The 14,964-nt window shown below is 73.9% G+C and carries 16 protein-coding genes; 7 read left to right on the top strand and 9 right to left on the bottom strand.

Annotation, left to right across the window (positions count from 1 at the left end; translation table 11 throughout):
• Positions 1–8 precede the first annotated feature (8 nt).
• The gene (locus AB0I42_RS00485) at positions 9–995 is read right to left on the bottom strand and encodes an LLM class flavin-dependent oxidoreductase (RefSeq protein ID WP_357532788.1); all 987 of its coding nucleotides are present in this window, start codon (positions 993–995) and stop codon (positions 9–11) included.
• Between the two features lie 95 nt (positions 996–1,090).
• On the opposite strand from AB0I42_RS00485, the gene AB0I42_RS00480 reads away from it, so the two are divergent.
• Together AB0I42_RS00480 and AB0I42_RS00475 are read left to right on the top strand one after the other, a co-directional pair.
• Positions 1,091–1,981 (top strand): ribokinase, encoded by an 891-nt coding sequence (locus AB0I42_RS00480; protein WP_357532786.1) that lies wholly within the window; start codon positions 1,091–1,093, stop codon positions 1,979–1,981.
• A gap of 64 nt (positions 1,982–2,045) precedes the next feature.
• Positions 2,046–2,456: a YccF domain-containing protein gene (locus AB0I42_RS00475; RefSeq protein WP_357532785.1), complete on the top strand. Its 411-nt coding sequence runs from the start codon at positions 2,046–2,048 to the stop codon at positions 2,454–2,456.
• A 42-nt stretch (positions 2,457–2,498) separates the two neighbouring features.
• Here the strand turns inward: AB0I42_RS00475 and AB0I42_RS00470 are convergent, their stop codons facing one another.
• The 4 genes from AB0I42_RS00470 to AB0I42_RS00455 all read right to left on the bottom strand — a co-directional run bounded on the left by AB0I42_RS00470 (position 2,499) and on the right by AB0I42_RS00455 (position 5,827).
• Positions 2,499–3,311: a hypothetical protein gene (locus AB0I42_RS00470; protein ID WP_357532783.1), complete on the bottom strand. Its 813-nt coding sequence runs from the start codon at positions 3,309–3,311 to the stop codon at positions 2,499–2,501.
• A 125-nt stretch (positions 3,312–3,436) separates the two neighbouring features.
• Positions 3,437–4,453, bottom strand: a complete 1,017-nt coding sequence (locus AB0I42_RS00465) for a LacI family DNA-binding transcriptional regulator (RefSeq protein ID WP_357532781.1) — start codon at positions 4,451–4,453, stop codon at positions 3,437–3,439.
• Between the two features lie 223 nt (positions 4,454–4,676).
• A complete protein-coding gene (locus tag AB0I42_RS00460; protein WP_357532779.1) occupies positions 4,677–5,156 on the bottom strand; it encodes a DUF6232 family protein in 480 nt (159 codons plus the stop codon).
• Positions 5,157–5,218: 62 nt separating this feature from the next.
• On the bottom strand, positions 5,219–5,827 hold the full coding sequence (locus AB0I42_RS00455) for a DUF6232 family protein (RefSeq protein ID WP_357533423.1): 609 nt from the start codon (positions 5,825–5,827) through the stop codon (positions 5,219–5,221).
• 149 nt (positions 5,828–5,976) lie between these two features.
• Between AB0I42_RS00455 and AB0I42_RS00450 the strand changes: the two genes are divergently transcribed.
• The 3 genes from AB0I42_RS00450 (at position 5,977) to AB0I42_RS00440 (ending at position 10,609) form a co-directional block, all read left to right on the top strand.
• Entirely contained in the window at positions 5,977–6,750 is a 774-nt protein-coding gene (locus AB0I42_RS00450) for an enoyl-CoA hydratase-related protein (protein ID WP_357532777.1), read from the top strand.
• 158 nt (positions 6,751–6,908) lie between these two features.
• Positions 6,909–8,912, top strand: coding sequence for an Hsp70 family protein (locus tag AB0I42_RS00445; RefSeq protein ID WP_357532775.1), 2,004 nt, complete (start codon positions 6,909–6,911; stop codon positions 8,910–8,912).
• A gap of 74 nt (positions 8,913–8,986) precedes the next feature.
• Positions 8,987–10,609: an acetolactate synthase gene (locus AB0I42_RS00440; protein WP_357532774.1), complete on the top strand. Its 1,623-nt coding sequence runs from the start codon at positions 8,987–8,989 to the stop codon at positions 10,607–10,609.
• Here AB0I42_RS00440 and AB0I42_RS00435 read toward each other — a convergent pair.
• The 4 genes from AB0I42_RS00435 to AB0I42_RS00420 form a co-directional block, all read right to left on the bottom strand.
• Positions 10,582–12,141, bottom strand: a complete 1,560-nt coding sequence (locus AB0I42_RS00435; RefSeq protein ID WP_357532772.1) for a hypothetical protein — start codon at positions 12,139–12,141, stop codon at positions 10,582–10,584. The two genes, AB0I42_RS00440 and AB0I42_RS00435, sit on opposite strands and share 28 nt — an antisense overlap.
• A 98-nt stretch (positions 12,142–12,239) precedes the next feature.
• Entirely contained in the window at positions 12,240–12,662 is a 423-nt protein-coding gene (locus AB0I42_RS00430; RefSeq protein WP_357532770.1) for a PLD nuclease N-terminal domain-containing protein, read from the bottom strand.
• 27 nt (positions 12,663–12,689) lie between these two features.
• On the bottom strand, positions 12,690–13,004 hold the full coding sequence (locus tag AB0I42_RS00425) for a DUF202 domain-containing protein (RefSeq protein WP_357532768.1): 315 nt from the start codon (positions 13,002–13,004) through the stop codon (positions 12,690–12,692).
• 144 nt (positions 13,005–13,148) lie between these two features.
• A complete protein-coding gene (locus AB0I42_RS00420) occupies positions 13,149–13,541 on the bottom strand; it encodes a DUF202 domain-containing protein (RefSeq protein WP_357532766.1) in 393 nt (130 codons plus the stop codon).
• A gap of 41 nt (positions 13,542–13,582) precedes the next feature.
• On the opposite strand from AB0I42_RS00420, the gene AB0I42_RS00415 reads away from it, so the two are divergent.
• Together AB0I42_RS00415 and AB0I42_RS00410 are read left to right on the top strand one after the other, a co-directional pair.
• Positions 13,583–14,380: a GNAT family N-acetyltransferase gene (locus tag AB0I42_RS00415; RefSeq protein ID WP_357532764.1), complete on the top strand. Its 798-nt coding sequence runs from the start codon at positions 13,583–13,585 to the stop codon at positions 14,378–14,380.
• 2 nt (positions 14,381–14,382) lie between these two features.
• The gene (locus AB0I42_RS00410; RefSeq protein ID WP_357532762.1) at positions 14,383–14,790 is read left to right on the top strand and encodes a hypothetical protein; all 408 of its coding nucleotides are present in this window, start codon (positions 14,383–14,385) and stop codon (positions 14,788–14,790) included.
• The last annotated feature ends 174 nt before the right edge of the window (positions 14,791–14,964 follow it).

Below are 14,964 nucleotides of genomic sequence, written 5' to 3'. Positions count from 1 at the left end.
TACGACCCTCAGGACCGGGTGCGCAGGGTGGGGAGCAGTTCGTCGGCGGCGAGGGTGATCTGGGCGACGGCGAGCTGCGGATCGGTCGGCGGGCGGAGCACGATCGCGTCGGCCCCGGCCGCCCCGATCCGGTCGTACGCCGCGAGGCACTGTTCGGCCGTACCGGCCATCGCGAACCGGTCCACCCACGCCTCCGGCAGCGCCGCCGCCAGCCCGTCCACATCGGACGAGGCGGCCGTCAGGGCGGCCAACTCGTCGGCGAGTTCGGCGTCGCCGGGCTGCAGGCGCCCGCCGGCCAGCCGGATCGCGATCTCGCGCCGGGCGGTCCGCCGGTCGGGGTCGAACTCGAAGTCGACGTAGACGGTCAGCCGGTGGTCGTCGGTGCGGCCCGCCTCCCGCCGGCCCTCGTCGATCATCTCCCGGGCCCAGCCGATGTAGGCCGGGCTCGCCCCCTCGGCCAGGATCGTGCCGTCGGCGACCCGCCCGGACAGCCGCATCGACCGTTCGGCGCGTACGCCGAGGGACAGCGGCGGCACCTGGGCCGGCGGGAACTCCAGCGCCACGTCGGTCAGCCGGGCGTACCGACCGTCCACTGTGACCGTCTCGCCGGCGAGCAGCGCGCGTACGGCCTGGACGGTCTCGCCGAGCACCGCAAGCGGCGACGGGTGGGCGGCCCCGACCTGTTCGAGCCACCCGCCGACGCCGTGGCCGAAACCGGGCAGCACCCGGCCGGGGAACAGCCGGCAGAGGTTGGCCAGTTCCATCGCGGCCAGGGCGGGGTTGCGGAACGCCGCCGGCAGGATGCCGATCCCGACCCGCAGCCGCTCGGTGCACGCGAGGGCGACCGCCGCCGCCGACACCGCACCGGTGAAGAAGCAGTCCTCGACGACCCACAACTCGTCGTATCCGGCGCGTTCGACCAGCCGTGCGTAGGCCGGCAGGTTCTCCGGCGCGTTCTCACAGCGGTACATGACCCCGATCGGCATCCGTCCCATGCCTGGCAAGCCTGCCAGACCGGACGCCCGCCCGCGCCCCGGCCACCGCCGGACGCACCGGTCCATAGACTGGCGGCCGGATCGGGAGGTGGGTCGTGCAGCGTGTCCGGATCGCCGTCGTCGGCAGCGCCAACATGGACCTGGTGGCGGTGGCGCCGTCGCTGCCCCGACCGGGCGAGACGGTGCTCGGCACCGACTTCGTGATGGTGTCCGGCGGCAAGGGGGCCAACCAGGCGGTCGCGGTCAGCCGGGCCGGCGGCTCGTGCGTGATGCTCGGCGCGATCGGCTCCGACTCCTTCGGCGTCACGCTGAAGGCCCGCATCGCCGGCGCCGGTGTCGACGTGTCGCAGTTGCGGGTCGTCTACGGCACGTCCGGTGTCGCGCTGGTGGTGGTGAACGCCGCCGGCGAGAACACCATCGTGGTCACCCCGGGTGCCAACGGTGCGTTCACCGCGCTGACCGGGCCGGAACTGGACGCCGTACGGGACGCCGACATCATGATCGCCCAACTGGAGATCCCGGTCGAGACGGTGACCGAGGCGGCGCTGGCCGCCCGTGCGGCGGGCACCCGGGTGGTGCTCAACGCCGCGCCGGCCCGGGCCCTGCCCACCGCGTTGCTCGACGCGGTGGACCTGCTGGTGGTCAACGAGGTCGAGGCGCAGGCGCTCACCGGCCGGGGCCGCGAGGAGCCGGCGGCGTTGCTGTCGGTCGTGCCGCGCGCGGTGCTGACCCTCGGCGACGCCGGGGCCTGGTACGTCGACCGCGACGGCGCCGCCGTGCACGTCCCGGCGTATCCGGTGCGGGCGGTGGACTCGACCGCCGCCGGTGACGCCTTCACCGGGGCGCTCGCCGTCGCCTGGGGCGAGGGACGGGACCTGGTCGAGGCGACCCGCTGGGCGTGCGCGGCCGGGGCGGCGTGCGTACGCCGGGTCGGCGCCTCGGTCTCGCTGCCGCACCGCGCGGACATCGACGCCCTCTTCGGCTGACCGGCCCGGTGGGGGGGTGCCGGGCCGAACCGGCACCGTTGCCCCGATCGGGCACCATTGGTACATGATCCGCTTCATCCTGAACCTGCTCTGGCTCGTCTTCGGCAGCGGTATCGTGCTCGCGATCGGCTACGGCATCGCGGCGCTCATCTGTTTCGTGCTCGTGGTGACCATCCCGTTCGGGGTGGCGTCGCTGCGGCTGGCCTACTACTCGCTGTGGCCCTTCGGTCGCACCCTGGTGCCCAAGCCGGGGGCCGGCGTCGGGTCGGGCATCGCCAACATCCTGTGGGTGGTGCTCGCCGGCTGGTGGCTGGCGCTCATGCACATCGTCGCCGGGATCGGGCTGTGCGTGTCGATCGTCGGCATTCCGTTCGGGATCGCGAACTTCAAGCTGGTGCCCGCGGCGTTCTGGCCGCTCGGCCGCGAGGTGGTCGAGATCGACGACCTGCGCCGGCCGGGCACCGTCACGGCGTGACGGCGGTCCCGCCCGGTCGGACCGACCGGGCGGGACCCGTGGTCAGTTGTTGTCGTCGGCCAGCCGCTCTTCGCCGCGCCGGCGCAGCATCCGCAGGCCGGGGATGCCGGCGACGGCGAGCTTCAGGTCGCGGGTCACCTCCAGCAGGTCGTGGATGTCCGGGCCGACCCGGTCGAGGGTGCCAAGGATCGGCAGCACGTCGGAAGTGAGGTGTTCGGTCAACCGGGGCAGCTCGTCGACCAGCCGGATCGCCGCGTCGACCTCCTCCGGGGACAGTTGCTCGACGAAGCGGACGGCCATCGGCGCGGCCTTCTGCAGCGTCGGCGCGTACGTCGTGAGCAACTCGTCGGCCTTGCCCGCCGTGCCCTCGACCCGACCGACCACCCCGGCGGCCTTGGCGGCGACCGCCTCGGCCGCGCCGACCACGACGCCGGCCGAGCCGGCGACCTTCTCGACGTCGGCGAGCACCGTGCCGGCGGCGGTGGCGATCCGGGTCACCTCGGTGATCGTGGCCGACGCGGCGTCGGTGATCGTGTCGACCTGACCGACGGCCGCCTTCGCGGCGGTGGTGATCTCGTCGACGTTGCCGACGGCCCGCTTCGCGGCATCGGTGATCTCGCCGACCTGACCGACCGCCCGCTCGGCGGCACCGACCGCGCTCTCGGCCCGGTCGAGGACCGTCTCGACCCGGTCGACGACCCGGTTGATCCGGTTGACCAGTGCCTCGACGCTGTCGAGCACGGCGAACGCGCGGGCCGGTACGGCGGCCAGCGTCCCGGCGGTGTCCACCGCCTGGCCGACGGCGGCCCTGGTCAGGCCGAACACGGCGGAGGGGCGGGGGAGCGGCAGCGGCATCCCCACATTGTGCGTCGGCGGGACCACCGTCGCCCACGCCGGTCCGGTCGACCCGCTTACGTGGCCCGGTCGAGCCGCCCACGCCGGCCCGGTCGATCCCGCTTACGCCGGCCCGGTCGGTCCGGTCACGTGGTGCCGGCCGGCGCGGCGCCGGCCGCGCTCGCCCGCACGACGAGGTCGACGGGGAAGACCAGGCGCCAGCGGGCGGCGGCCCCGCCGTCGAGCAGCGTCCTGGTCGCGGCGGCGGCCATCTCCTCGACCGGCAGACGTACGGTCGTCATCGGCGGGTTGACGGCCGTCGCGATGACGCTGTCGTCGAAGCCCACCACGCTGACGTCGTCCGGCACCCGGCGACCGGCGGCGGTGAGGGCCTGGATGGCGCCGGCCGCCATCAGGTCGCTGGCCGCGAAGACCGCGTCGATGTCCGGCCGGGTCGCGATCAGGCGGGCGGTCGCCCGGTAGCCCGCCTCCCGGCGGAACTGGCCGTCGCCGGTGATGTCGGGCAGGCCGGTGGCGCGGATCGCGTCGAGGTGCCCGACCCGGCGGCTGGCCGCGCAGGTGTTGCCGGCCGGCCCGTGGACGGCGGCGATCCGGCGCCGGCCGAGGTCGTGCAGGTGGGTGATCGCGGCATGGGCGCCCTGCGCGTTCCGGGCCTCCACCGCGGGCACCCGGTCCGCCGTCGCGCCGAGGGACACGACCCGTTCGCACCGGTCGTGGAACCGGGTGGCCAGCGGTGGCGGGACGTTGACGAGAATCGCGCCCTGGGTGGTCGTCCGCGCGATCTCGTCGATCGACCGGTGTGCGGCGCCCTCGGCGAGGAGGCGTACCCGCAGGTGGGTGTCGGTGCCGGCGAGCGCCGACAGGACTCCGGCGACCACCCGGCTGAGGTACGGGTTGGTGCCGAACCGGGCCGAGTCCGTCTCGAAGCCGACGGCGACGAGGTCGATGACGTCGGTCCGGCCGAGGGCCAGCATGCGGGCCGCCGGGTTGGGCCGGTAGCCGAGCCGGTCGACGGCCTGGTGGACGCGCGAGCGTGCCTCGGCGGACGTGCCCCGGCCATTGTTGATCACTCGGGAGGCGGTGGCGCGGGAGACGCCGGCCACCCGGGCGACGTCCTCGATCGTCGGTCTCCGGTCCTGCATGTCGACGGCCTCCCTCCGGCGCCCGGTTCAACTCATCCAGAGAGCGCTCTCGCGATCTGGTCGCATTCATGCCGAATCAGGTGCTGATCCCCACACTGTAAGGCAGGTCAGGGTGTCAGAGTAGGTGAGAGAGCGCTCTCTAAGCTAGGGGCCGATTAGGTCGTCACGGCGCGCCGATCCGGCCACCCCGGATCGGCGCCGCGCCGCCTGGCCGGACCCGCCGTCATCGCGGCTCACCGTGTTCGACGGCACGCTGCACGGCCCGGTAGATCTGCCCGAACCGGTGCGCGTCGGAGGTGCGCAGCAGCAGGACCTCCTCGCCGGCACACTGCACCCAGATCTCGTTGACGGCTCCACCCCGCGAGTACGAACGGTCGAGCCAGCCGAGCGGCACCTCCAGGAACGGTGCGAGCGCGAACGCCCCGACGGCGCAGACGGCGACGATGATCAGGGCCAGACTCCAGTTGGCCCGGTCGACCGCGGAGTAGGCGAGCGAGAGCAGGCAGACGACCGCGACCAGCGGCGGGGCCGAGACAAGAAAGATCAGCAGGCCGCGTACGGCAACCCGGGTGAAGGTCCGCGCCGACCCGCGCCCGCGCTGGTGCCAGACGTACGTCAGGTCGGCCATCCGGTAGCTGCGCCCCTCGACGTGGATCGAGGTCGAGGTCACCTGCACCGAATCGTCCCGATAGAAGAGCGTCACCCTTCCAGCAAAGCGCGTCGGCCGGAAGACGGACAGACCTTCTTTCGATCACCCGACGACAGTTACGTCGATCGTGGACCGGCCGGGCGCGGGATCCGCCCACCCGCCGGGGTACGGCGCCGGGCCGGTGCCGGGCCGGACGCCGGCGGAACCACTGAGGCGGGACCCGGCGCGCGCCGCACCGGCGGCCCGGCCCGGCCGGGACTCGGCCGGGGAGCCGGCGGGGCCTCCAGCGCCCGCTGCAACGCCCGGTAGATCCGGCCGAACCGGGCGGCGTCGGGTGTGTGCAGCAGCAGCACCGGCGCGCCCCGCACCTCGGCCCAGATCTCCAGGTCGTGCACGCCCCGCTCGTACGACCGGTCGAGGCGGCCGAGCAGCAGGTCGGCGAGCGGGCCGACGGCCAGCCCGACCAGCACCGAGGCGGCGACGACCGCGATCGTCACGGTCACCGAGGCACGGAGCTGCACCGCCACGGCGATGCCGAACGCGGCGGCGACCAGCGGGCCGGCCATGGCGACGCCGATGGCGCCCCGCCCGGCCAGCATCCGCCAGTTGCGGGTGCCCCGCTGGTGCCAGACCCGGGTCAGCGAGTCCAGCGGGTAGGCGCGCGGTCCCACCCGGATGGCCTCCGAGGTGACCTGCACGGCCCGGTCGCGGTAATAGGTGATCATCACAGTGCCCATGTCGAGTCCGTCTCCACGTAACCTACCCAGGACGAGCGGCCGTGGCGCCCGCACGACCGTGATCCGGCCGTGCGGCCAACCGGATGACGTAGACCTGATACGGACCGGACGGCCGGAACCGAGAGGAAGGCGGCACCGTGGGCGAATTCGTACGCGTGGAGATCAACGACGGCATCGGCACGATCCGGCTGGAGCGGCCGCCGATGAACGCCCTGAACAGCGTCGTACAGGAGGAGTTGCGGGCCGCGGCCCAGGCCACCACCGCCGATCCCGGCGTCAAGGCGGTGATCGTGTACGGCGGCGAGAAGGTCTTCGCGGCCGGCGCCGACATCAAGGAGATGGCCGGGATGTCGTACGCCGACATGGCCGACCGCGCCGTCGAACTGTCCAGCGCGCTCGGTGCCATCGCCCGCATCCCCAAGCCGGTCGTCGCCGCGATCACCGGCTACGCCCTCGGCGGCGGCTGCGAGCTGGCGCTGGCCTGTGACTGGCGGGTCGTCGCCGACGACGCGAAGCTCGGCCAGCCGGAGATCAAGCTCGGCGTCATCCCCGGCGCCGGCGGCACCCAGCGGCTGGCCCGCCTGGTCGGCCCGGCCCGGGCCAAGGACATCATCCTCTCCGGCCGGATGGTCGACGCCCAGGAGGCGCTGCGGATCGGGCTCGCCGACCGGGTGGTCCCGGCCGACCGGGTCTACGCGGAGGCGGTCGCGCTGGTCACCCCGTACGTCGACGGACCGACCCAGGCGGTACGCGCCGCGAAGCTCGCCATCGACGGCGGCCTGGAAATGGATCTGGCGTCCGGTCTGGCCTGGGAGAGCCAGCTCTTCGCGGCGCTGTTCGCCACCGACGACCGGCGGGAGGGCATGGCAGCCTTCGTGGAGAAGCGCAAGCCGGACTTCACCGGCCGCTGACCAGGACCTCCGGGCCGGCTCCGGGGACACGCCGCCCCGGGCCGCCGGACCACCGTCGGCCCGGTCGCCCCGGGGGGTGCCGGGCCGGCCCGTCGGGTGTCCGACGGCAGTGTCCTCGATCGACAGCGCGGCGGCCCGCCGGCCGTACACTCGGCGTCATGCCAGCCAACCCGGCGCCGCCATCCGGGCACGCCCTCGGCGTCGATTTCGGCACCTCACACACTGTCGCGGTGGTCCGATGGCCGGACGGCCGGGCCCGCCCGTTGCTGGTCGACGGCTCGCCCCTGCTGCCGTCGGCGGTCTACGCCGAACCGGGCGGGGGTGTTTCGGTCGGCCGCGACGCCGTGCACAGCGCCCGGCTCGACCCGTCCCGGTTCGAGCCCAACCCGAAGCGCCGCATCGACGAGGGCACGGTGCTGCTCGGCGACCGCGAGGTGCCGGTGGTCGACCTCATGGCGGCGGTGCTCGGGCGGGTGGCCGAGGAATGGCGGCGCACCGTCGGTCAGGTCACCCCGCGACTGACCCTCACCTGTCCGGCGACCTGGGGTGCGACCCGGCGCGGCCAGCTTGCCGACGCGGCCGGCCGCGCCGGGCTGGGGCAGGCCCGCCTGGTGGCCGAGCCGGTCGCCGCCGCCACCTACTTCGCCGAGGTGCTCGGCCGGGACGTGCCGATCGGGTCGGTCGTGGTGGTGCACGACTTCGGCGCCGGCACGTTCGACGCCAGCGTCGTCGCCCGCCGGGCAACCGGGTTCGAGGTGCTCGCCGTCGACGGGTGCGACGACGTCGGCGGGCTCGACATCGACGCCGCGGTGCTGGCCCACCTGCGCACCACCTACGCCGACCGCGGCAGCCGGGAGTGGGAGCGGCTCGCGAATCCGTCCACGGTGGAGGAACGGCGGGCCAAGCGGCAGCTGTGGGACGACGTACGGGTGGCCAAGGAGCGGTTGTCGAGGCGGCCGGCGGCCGACCTGGTGATCCCGCTGCTCGACCTGGAGGTGCACCTGACCCGGGAGGAACTGGAGGGGCTGGCCCGGCCGTTGCTGGAGCAGACCATCCGGGTGACCCGGGGCGTCATGGGCCGGGCCAACCTGGCCGACGGTCAGGTCGCCGGCGTCTTCCTGGTCGGCGGTTCCAGCCGTATCCCGTTGCTGGCCACGATGCTGCACCGGACGCTGGGCACCGCCCCGGTCGTGATCGAACAGCCGGAACTGGTGGTGGCCGAGGGAAGCGTCCTGGCCGGCACGGCCCTGCTGGCCAGCGGCCCGTCAGGCGCCGAGCCGCCACCCCCGCCGCCGATCCCCGGCCCGCTGTCTCCGCCACCGATCCCCGGCCCGGCGATGCCGGTCTCCGGGCCGTTGGTTTCCGCGCCACCGGTCTCCGGGCCGCCGGTTCCCGCGCCACTGGTCTCCGGGTCGCCGGTTCCCGCCCCACCGGTCTTCGGGCCACCGGCCGGACATCCGGCGCCGACGTCCGGCGCGCCCGTCTCCGGGGCACCGGTGTCGGGTGCGCCCGTCTCCGGGCCGCCCGTACCGGTCTCACCGGTAGCCGGCCAGCCGCCACGCACCGTCGGGCGGGTCATCGTGCCCGACGCCGTGCCGCCGCCCGGCCGGCCGGCCACCGGTCCGGCCAGTCCGCCGGTGGCACCCACCAGGCAACTGCCGCGGGTCCCCGGTCAGCCGCCGGTCGCCCCGCCATCGGCCGGGCCGGCCCGGACCGACCCGACCCGGATCGAGCCGGTGCCGCCCCGCGCCGGGCCGCTCCCGTCGCCCCCGCGGCCGGCACCCCGGACCGCGCCCACCCGCCTCGACCCCGACCCGCCCCGGTTCGCCGCCGAGCCGCCCCGCCCGGCCGGCGTCCCGCTCCGTCCGGTGTCACCGCCCCCGCGTCAGGTCCCCGTACCCCGTCCGGTGTCGCCGCCCCCGCGCCAGGTCTCCGTACCCCGTCCGGTGTCGCCGCCCGGGCCGCCTCCGGCGTACCCGTCGGCGCCGGTCCGCCGGCGGCCGGGACCGGTCCGCCGGACCCTGCGCACCCTGTTCGTGCTCACGGTGCTGGTGGGTACCCCGGTGCTGGCCGGTGTGATCGCCTTCCGGGTGGGCGAGGGGGAGTCCTTCGCCGAGGTGGTGACCGACCTGCTCGGCATGATCGGCATTCGCCTTAGGTGAGTCCTGTTCATGTTCTGTGAAACTGGCCGGTAACCTGCACCGTGGATCGACGACACGATGGGAGTGGATGGCGCATGACGGAGCAGATCGAGGGACACGGCGGGGAACTTGCCCTCGCCGCCCTGCGGGCGGCCGGGGTCAACGAGATGTTCACCCTCTCCGGCGGGCACGTCTTCCCGCTCTACGACGCGGCGCACAAGACCGAATTCCCGATCTACGACGTACGCCACGAGCAGTCCGCGGTCTTCGCCGCCGAGGCGGTCGCCAAGCTCCAGCGTCGCCCCGGCCTCGCCGTACTCACCGCCGGCCCCGGTGTCACCAACGGGATCTCCGGCCTGACGAGCGCCCACTTCAACGCCTCGCCGGTGCTGGTCATCGGCGGCCGGGCGCCGGCCTTCCGGTGGGGCTCGGGCAGCCTCCAGGAGATCGACCACCTGCCGCTGGTCAGCCCGGTCACCAAGAAGGCGGCGACCGTCTTCGCCACCGACGAGATCCCGGCCGCCGTACGCGACGCGCTCACCGCCGCCCTCACCCCGCACCGCGGCCCGGTCTTCCTCGACCTGCCGCTGGAGGTGTTCTTCTCCACCGGTGAGGCCGACGCCCCGGCCGCCCCCGACGTCCCGGTCGTCGAGTACGACCCCGAGGAGGTGGCGCGGGCCGCGACCCTGATCGCCGGTGCCGTCCGCCCGGTCATCATCGCCGGCTCCGACGTCTACGCCGCCGACGCGGTCGCCGCGCTGCGCGAGGCGGCCGAGGCGTTGCAGGTGCCGGTCTTCACCAACGGCATGGGCCGGGGGGCGCTGCCGCCGCAGCACCCGCTCGCCTTCGCCAAGGCCCGCCGTACGGCGCTGCGCGGCGCCGACGTGATCGTGGTCATCGGCACCCCGCTGGACTTCCGGCTCAGCTTCGGCGACTTCGACGGCGCCCAGGTGGTGCACATCGTCGACGCGCCCGGGCAGCGGGCCACGCACGTCGAGGCGACCGTCTCGCCCGCCGGCGACCTGCGGCTGATCCTGTCCGCCCTGGCCGACCACCGGGGCGACCGCGAGGACCACAGTGGATGGGTCGCCGACCTGCGGGCCGCCGAGGACGCCGCCCGGGCCCGCGACGCCGAGGAGATGGCCGCCGAGACCGACCCGATCCGGCCCGCCCGGATCTACGGCGAACTGCGCCGCGTCCTCGCCGCCGACGCGGTCACCATCGGCGACGGTGGCGACTTCGTGTCGTACGCCGGCCGCTACCTCGAACCGTCGGTGCCCGGCACCTGGCTCGACCCCGGGCCGTACGGCTGCCTCGGCACCGGCATGGGCTACGCGATGGGCGCCCGGGTCACGTACCCCGACCGGCAGATCTGTGTCCTGATGGGCGACGGTGCCGCCGGGTTCTCGCTGATGGACGTCGAGTCGCTGGTCCGGCAGAAGCTGCCGGTCGTGATCGTGGTCGGCAACAACGGCATCTGGGGGCTGGAGAAGCATCCGATGCGCGCGATGTACGGCTACGACGTCGCCGCCGACCTGCAGCCGGAGCTGCGTTACGACGAGGTGGTCCGGGCGCTGGGCGGCGCCGGGGAGACGGTGGCGAAGGCCGCCGACCTCGGTCCGGCCCTCAACCGCGCGTTCGACGCCGGAGTGCCGTATCTGGTGAACGTCCTCACCGACCCCGCCGACGCCTACCCGCGTTCGTCCACTCTGGCCTGAGCCGTCGGTTCGTCGTGGTCCCCGCGCTGGAGCGGCAGCGCGGGGACGGCCGGCTCGGCACCCCCGCCGGCGAGACCGCCGGCCGGGGTGTTCCGGCGGACCGCCAGCAACGGCAGCAGCAGGACACCGAGCACGTACGGCGCCGCCATGTAGCGTGCCGCCTGCACGTTGTTGACGATCATCACCGAGATCTGGTTGCCGGCCGACAGCGTGGCGAAGGCGAGCAGTGCCGGCTCCCGCCGCCGCCAGGCGGCGAACCCGATCACCGCGTAGGCCACGTACGTCCACGTGGCACCCCGCCACAGCAGCCACTCCAGGCCGGGCTCGTTGGCGAGCCGGGTGAGTTTCGTGCCGACCCGGTGCACCCGTCTGTTCAGCGGTCGCATGCGCACGGTGCGGCTGAACGGGCTCCGCTGGAAGGCGGCGTCCCGCTCGACCCAGATCTTCAGGCCCCACTCCGAGGGGTTGCGGCTGATCGCGCCGGCCGGCAGCGGGTTCCAGCCGATCGAACTACGGCAGATCCGGGCGTCCACGATCGTGCCGGGCGCCCGCCGCAGCGCGGCGACCCAGACGTCGACGAGCGCGTCACCGTTGACCGAGGCGGCCCGCCGGTCGAACGGCCGGGCGTAGGTGAGCCCGTCGGCGTGGTAGCAGTCGGCGGAGTCGCGCCAGTGTGACAGGGGAGCGACCCGGGCCATCAACTCGGTGTGCCGGCGCGGAAAACCGGCCGGGTCGGCGGCGTACGCGACCGAGATGTCGGCGAACATCGCCTCGTACGCCACGATCGACCCGCTGTCGCGCACCCCGAGTGCCGGCAGCAGCGCCCAGTTGGTCAGCAGGGCGGCCGTCGCGGCGGCGGCCGCCGGGACCAGCAGCCGCCGGGCGGGCCGCAGCAGCAGCGCGCAGGCGACCGCGACGACGCCCACGACGATGAAGCCGTTCTGCCGGAAGAGGCAGATCAGCGTCATCTCCACGGCGGCGGCGGCGAGCAGTCCGGCCGGCAGGACCGGACGCAGTCCGTCCCGGCGCCGGGCCACCGCCCGGGCCAGGGTGCCGAGCAGGAAGACGTGGCAGATGACGAACGGCACGTCTTTCCAGACGGCGACGACGAACCCGCCGACGGGTGGCAGGGCCACCACGACGACCGCGGCGCCGGCCGCCAGCCAGCCCGGTACGCCGGCCCGGCGCAGCCCGCCGACGGCGTGGGCCAGCCCGATCGCCATCGCCACGGTCTGCAGGAAGGTCAGCGCACCGAGCCCGCCGAAGATCTGCAGCGACAGCCAGACCAGACCCGTGTACGTGACCGGATGGTGGGTGTTCCAGGTGCCGGTGGTCGACTGGGTGATGTAGGCGAGCGAGTCGGGGCTGAACAGGCCGGGATGGTGGACCGCCCACCAGAAGAGCAGCCCGAGCTGGGTGAGGACGTATGTGGCCAGAACCGGCCCGGGCAGCCGGCGACCCGCCGCCGGGGAGGGGCGGCGGCTGGTGGCGACTGCGGTTCCGGCGGCGGTCGGTGGCGTGCCGTCGTGCATGGAAGCCGTCTCTCGGGTCGTGCACCGGGAGGGGACGGTCGCGGTGGGTGGACGCCCGATTCTACGGCTTTGTAAGGGAACGCGGTGCCCCGTCGAGTTCAGCTCTCCGGGGTGGCGTCCCCACGTGGCTGCTCGCCGGCCGGCCGGCGTACGTCGCTCTCCTGTTCACCGGCCTGCCGGCGCAGGTCACCCTCGCGGCGACGCAGGTCCTCCTCCCAGCGCTGGAACATCTCGCGGTCCTGCCGGGCCTGCTCGGCCTCCAGCGACCGCAGGAACTCCGGATCGTCCTCGGGCGCGAGCGGGCGCGGCCGCTCGACGACCGGCCGGGCATCCGGGCGGACCGGCCGGCCGACCCAGAAGTACGCGGCCGGGCCGAGCAGCGGAACGAAAAGGATGAGAAGGATCCACACGGCGCGGGGCAGGGCGCGGATCTCGGTCTTCTCCGGCGTCAGGCAACTGATCAGCGCGGCCGCCGCGAGTGCGACGTGTGCCACGAAAAGGAATAGGAACAGGCGGGCCATCCCGCAATGATGCCCCGCCGGAACGGCTCAGCCCAGGCAGACCAGAACAAGTACGGTCCCGAGTACGGCATAGCCCACGATGATCAGGGCGGCCAGCGGCAGGGTACGGCCGGCAACGGGCGGCCGACCGGCCCGCAGCACGGCGGCCCGGCGCCGGCCCAGGACGAGCAGCCCGACCCAGCCGAGCAGCGCCGCCGTGACGAGCAGCGCACCCGGCACCGGGCCGATCCCCGGTGCGGTGAGCACGGCCCGGGCGGCGAGCACGGCGACCGCGAGCGCCCCGATCGAGGTACGCCGCCAGGCGAGAGTGGTCCGCTCGGGCTGCAACCCCGGATCGCTCACGACGTGCCCGCGCTTCGCTCCGGCCCGTCGTGAGTAGTCCTGAGCTGTCTGGTTCGCTCGCTGCGCTCGCTCACGACGGGCCTGCGCTTCGCTCCGGCCCGTCGTGAGTGGCCCTGAGCTGTCTGGTTCGCTCGCTGCGCTCGCTCACGGTGCCGGCTCGCCCCGGGCGGCCTGGATCAGGACGGCCACGATCAGCAGCGTGGCGCCGGCACCGATGACGGCGGCGAGCACGAGCGGGAAACGTGAGGTCGGCAGGTCGGTGCCGAGCCGCATGGCCCGCTCGGTACGGGTCCAGTGCGCGACCGCCCGTACCGCCACGGCCGCGCCCAGCGCGAGCAGTCCCACGGCGATCACCTCCCGCAGGTACGGCAGCGGCAGCGGCGGCAGGAACTGGGCGGCGGCCAGCCCACCGGCGACCAGCGCGAGGCCGGTGCGGATCCAGGCCAGGAACGTCCGTTCGTTGGCCAGCGAGAACCGGTAGTCCGGCGTGTTGCCGACCCGTCTGGTTTCCTCGGGGTCGAACCACTGTCGGAGCATGAAACGGATTATCCGGTGGACTGGACCCATAGGCTGGTCAAGTGACCGATCTTGACATTGACGCGCTGCGCCGGACGTACGACAACCAGCTCCGGGCCCGGGTGCCCGATCCGCTGCCGGAGGGGACGGTGGTCGAGCACGACGGTCCGCTGGTCCGGATGCTCTACGCCGGCGAGGGTGGCTTTCTCACCTACCGCGACCTGGGCGGGCTCACCGACGCCGGGCTCGACGACCTGATCGCGCGGCAGCGGGACCTGTTCAAGACGCTCGGCCGGGAGGTCGAGTGGAAGCTGCACGGCCACGACGAGCCGGCGGACCTCGGCGACCGGCTACGGGCCGCGGGCTTCGAGCCGCAGGAGCAGGAGACGGTGGTGATCGGCCCGGTCGCCCCGCTGGCGGCGATGCTGCCGGTGCCGCCGGAGGGGGTCGAGCTGCGTGAGGTGACCGCCCGGGCCGACCTGGACCGGATCGCGCGGATGGAGGAGCAGGTCTGGAACGATTCGCGGGGCTGGCTCGCCGACGGGCTGGAGCGGGAGATCGCCGCGGACCCGCACTCGGTGACGGTCGTGGTCGCGGAGGCCGACGGTGAGGTGGTCAGCGCGGGCTGGGTGCGCTACGTGACCGGTACGCCGTTCGCCACGCTGTGGGGCGGTTCGACGCTGGAGAGTTGGCGGCGGCGGGGGATCTACCGGGCGCTGGTCACCTACCGGGCCCGGCAGGCCGGGGTCCTCGGCTACACGATGTTGCAGGTCGACGCCTCCGACGACAGCCGGCCGATCCTGGAGCGGCTCGGGTTCGTGGCGGTCACCACCACCACCCCGTACGTCTACACTCCCTGACCGTGGGTGAGGCACTGAGCGCGGACGAGAAGATGACCTTGAAGACCGCCGCGTTCGGGGCGGTCTTCCTGGTTTCCAATGCCGACCCGGGGCTGCGTGCCCTGGTCAGGGAGAGTTACGCCGCGTCCGGGGTGATCGTCGAGACCGGTGGTCTGGTGCGTGAGGCGCTGACCACCGGCGGCCTGCCCGATCTGCGGGGCGAGTCGCCCACCGAACTCGCGACGGCCGTGTTGCCGGCGCTGGAGGAGTCGGTGGCGCTGCTGGCCGACCGGGCGCCGGACGAGTTGGCGAACTTCCGTTCGGCGGTCATCAAGACGGCCGAGCAGGCCGCCGCCGCGGCGTCCGGGATCAGCCCCGCCGAGGCGGAGATGCTGGACCGGATCCGGGCCGCGCTCGGCGTGGCCGGCTGATCCTTCCGCGACACGCCCCCGGCGTCTGTGGTGAGTTGTGTCACGTCAGGTGCCACGTCGACCTAAGCTACTTGTGGGTAACATCGGTCGTGGGAAACTCCACAGCCGCCCCTTGTTGACCGAACGTTCAGGTAGGCGAGAGGCTGCGCCCGGGACCGGGTGAGCGTTTGTAAC

Origin of the sequence: Polymorphospora sp. NPDC050346 (genome assembly GCF_040655695.1) — a bacterium.
GTDB lineage: Bacteria > Actinomycetota > Actinomycetes > Mycobacteriales > Micromonosporaceae > Polymorphospora > Polymorphospora lycopeni.
Note: the sequence above shows the minus strand (reverse complement) of the source record. Positions and strands in the feature narration are given on the sequence as shown.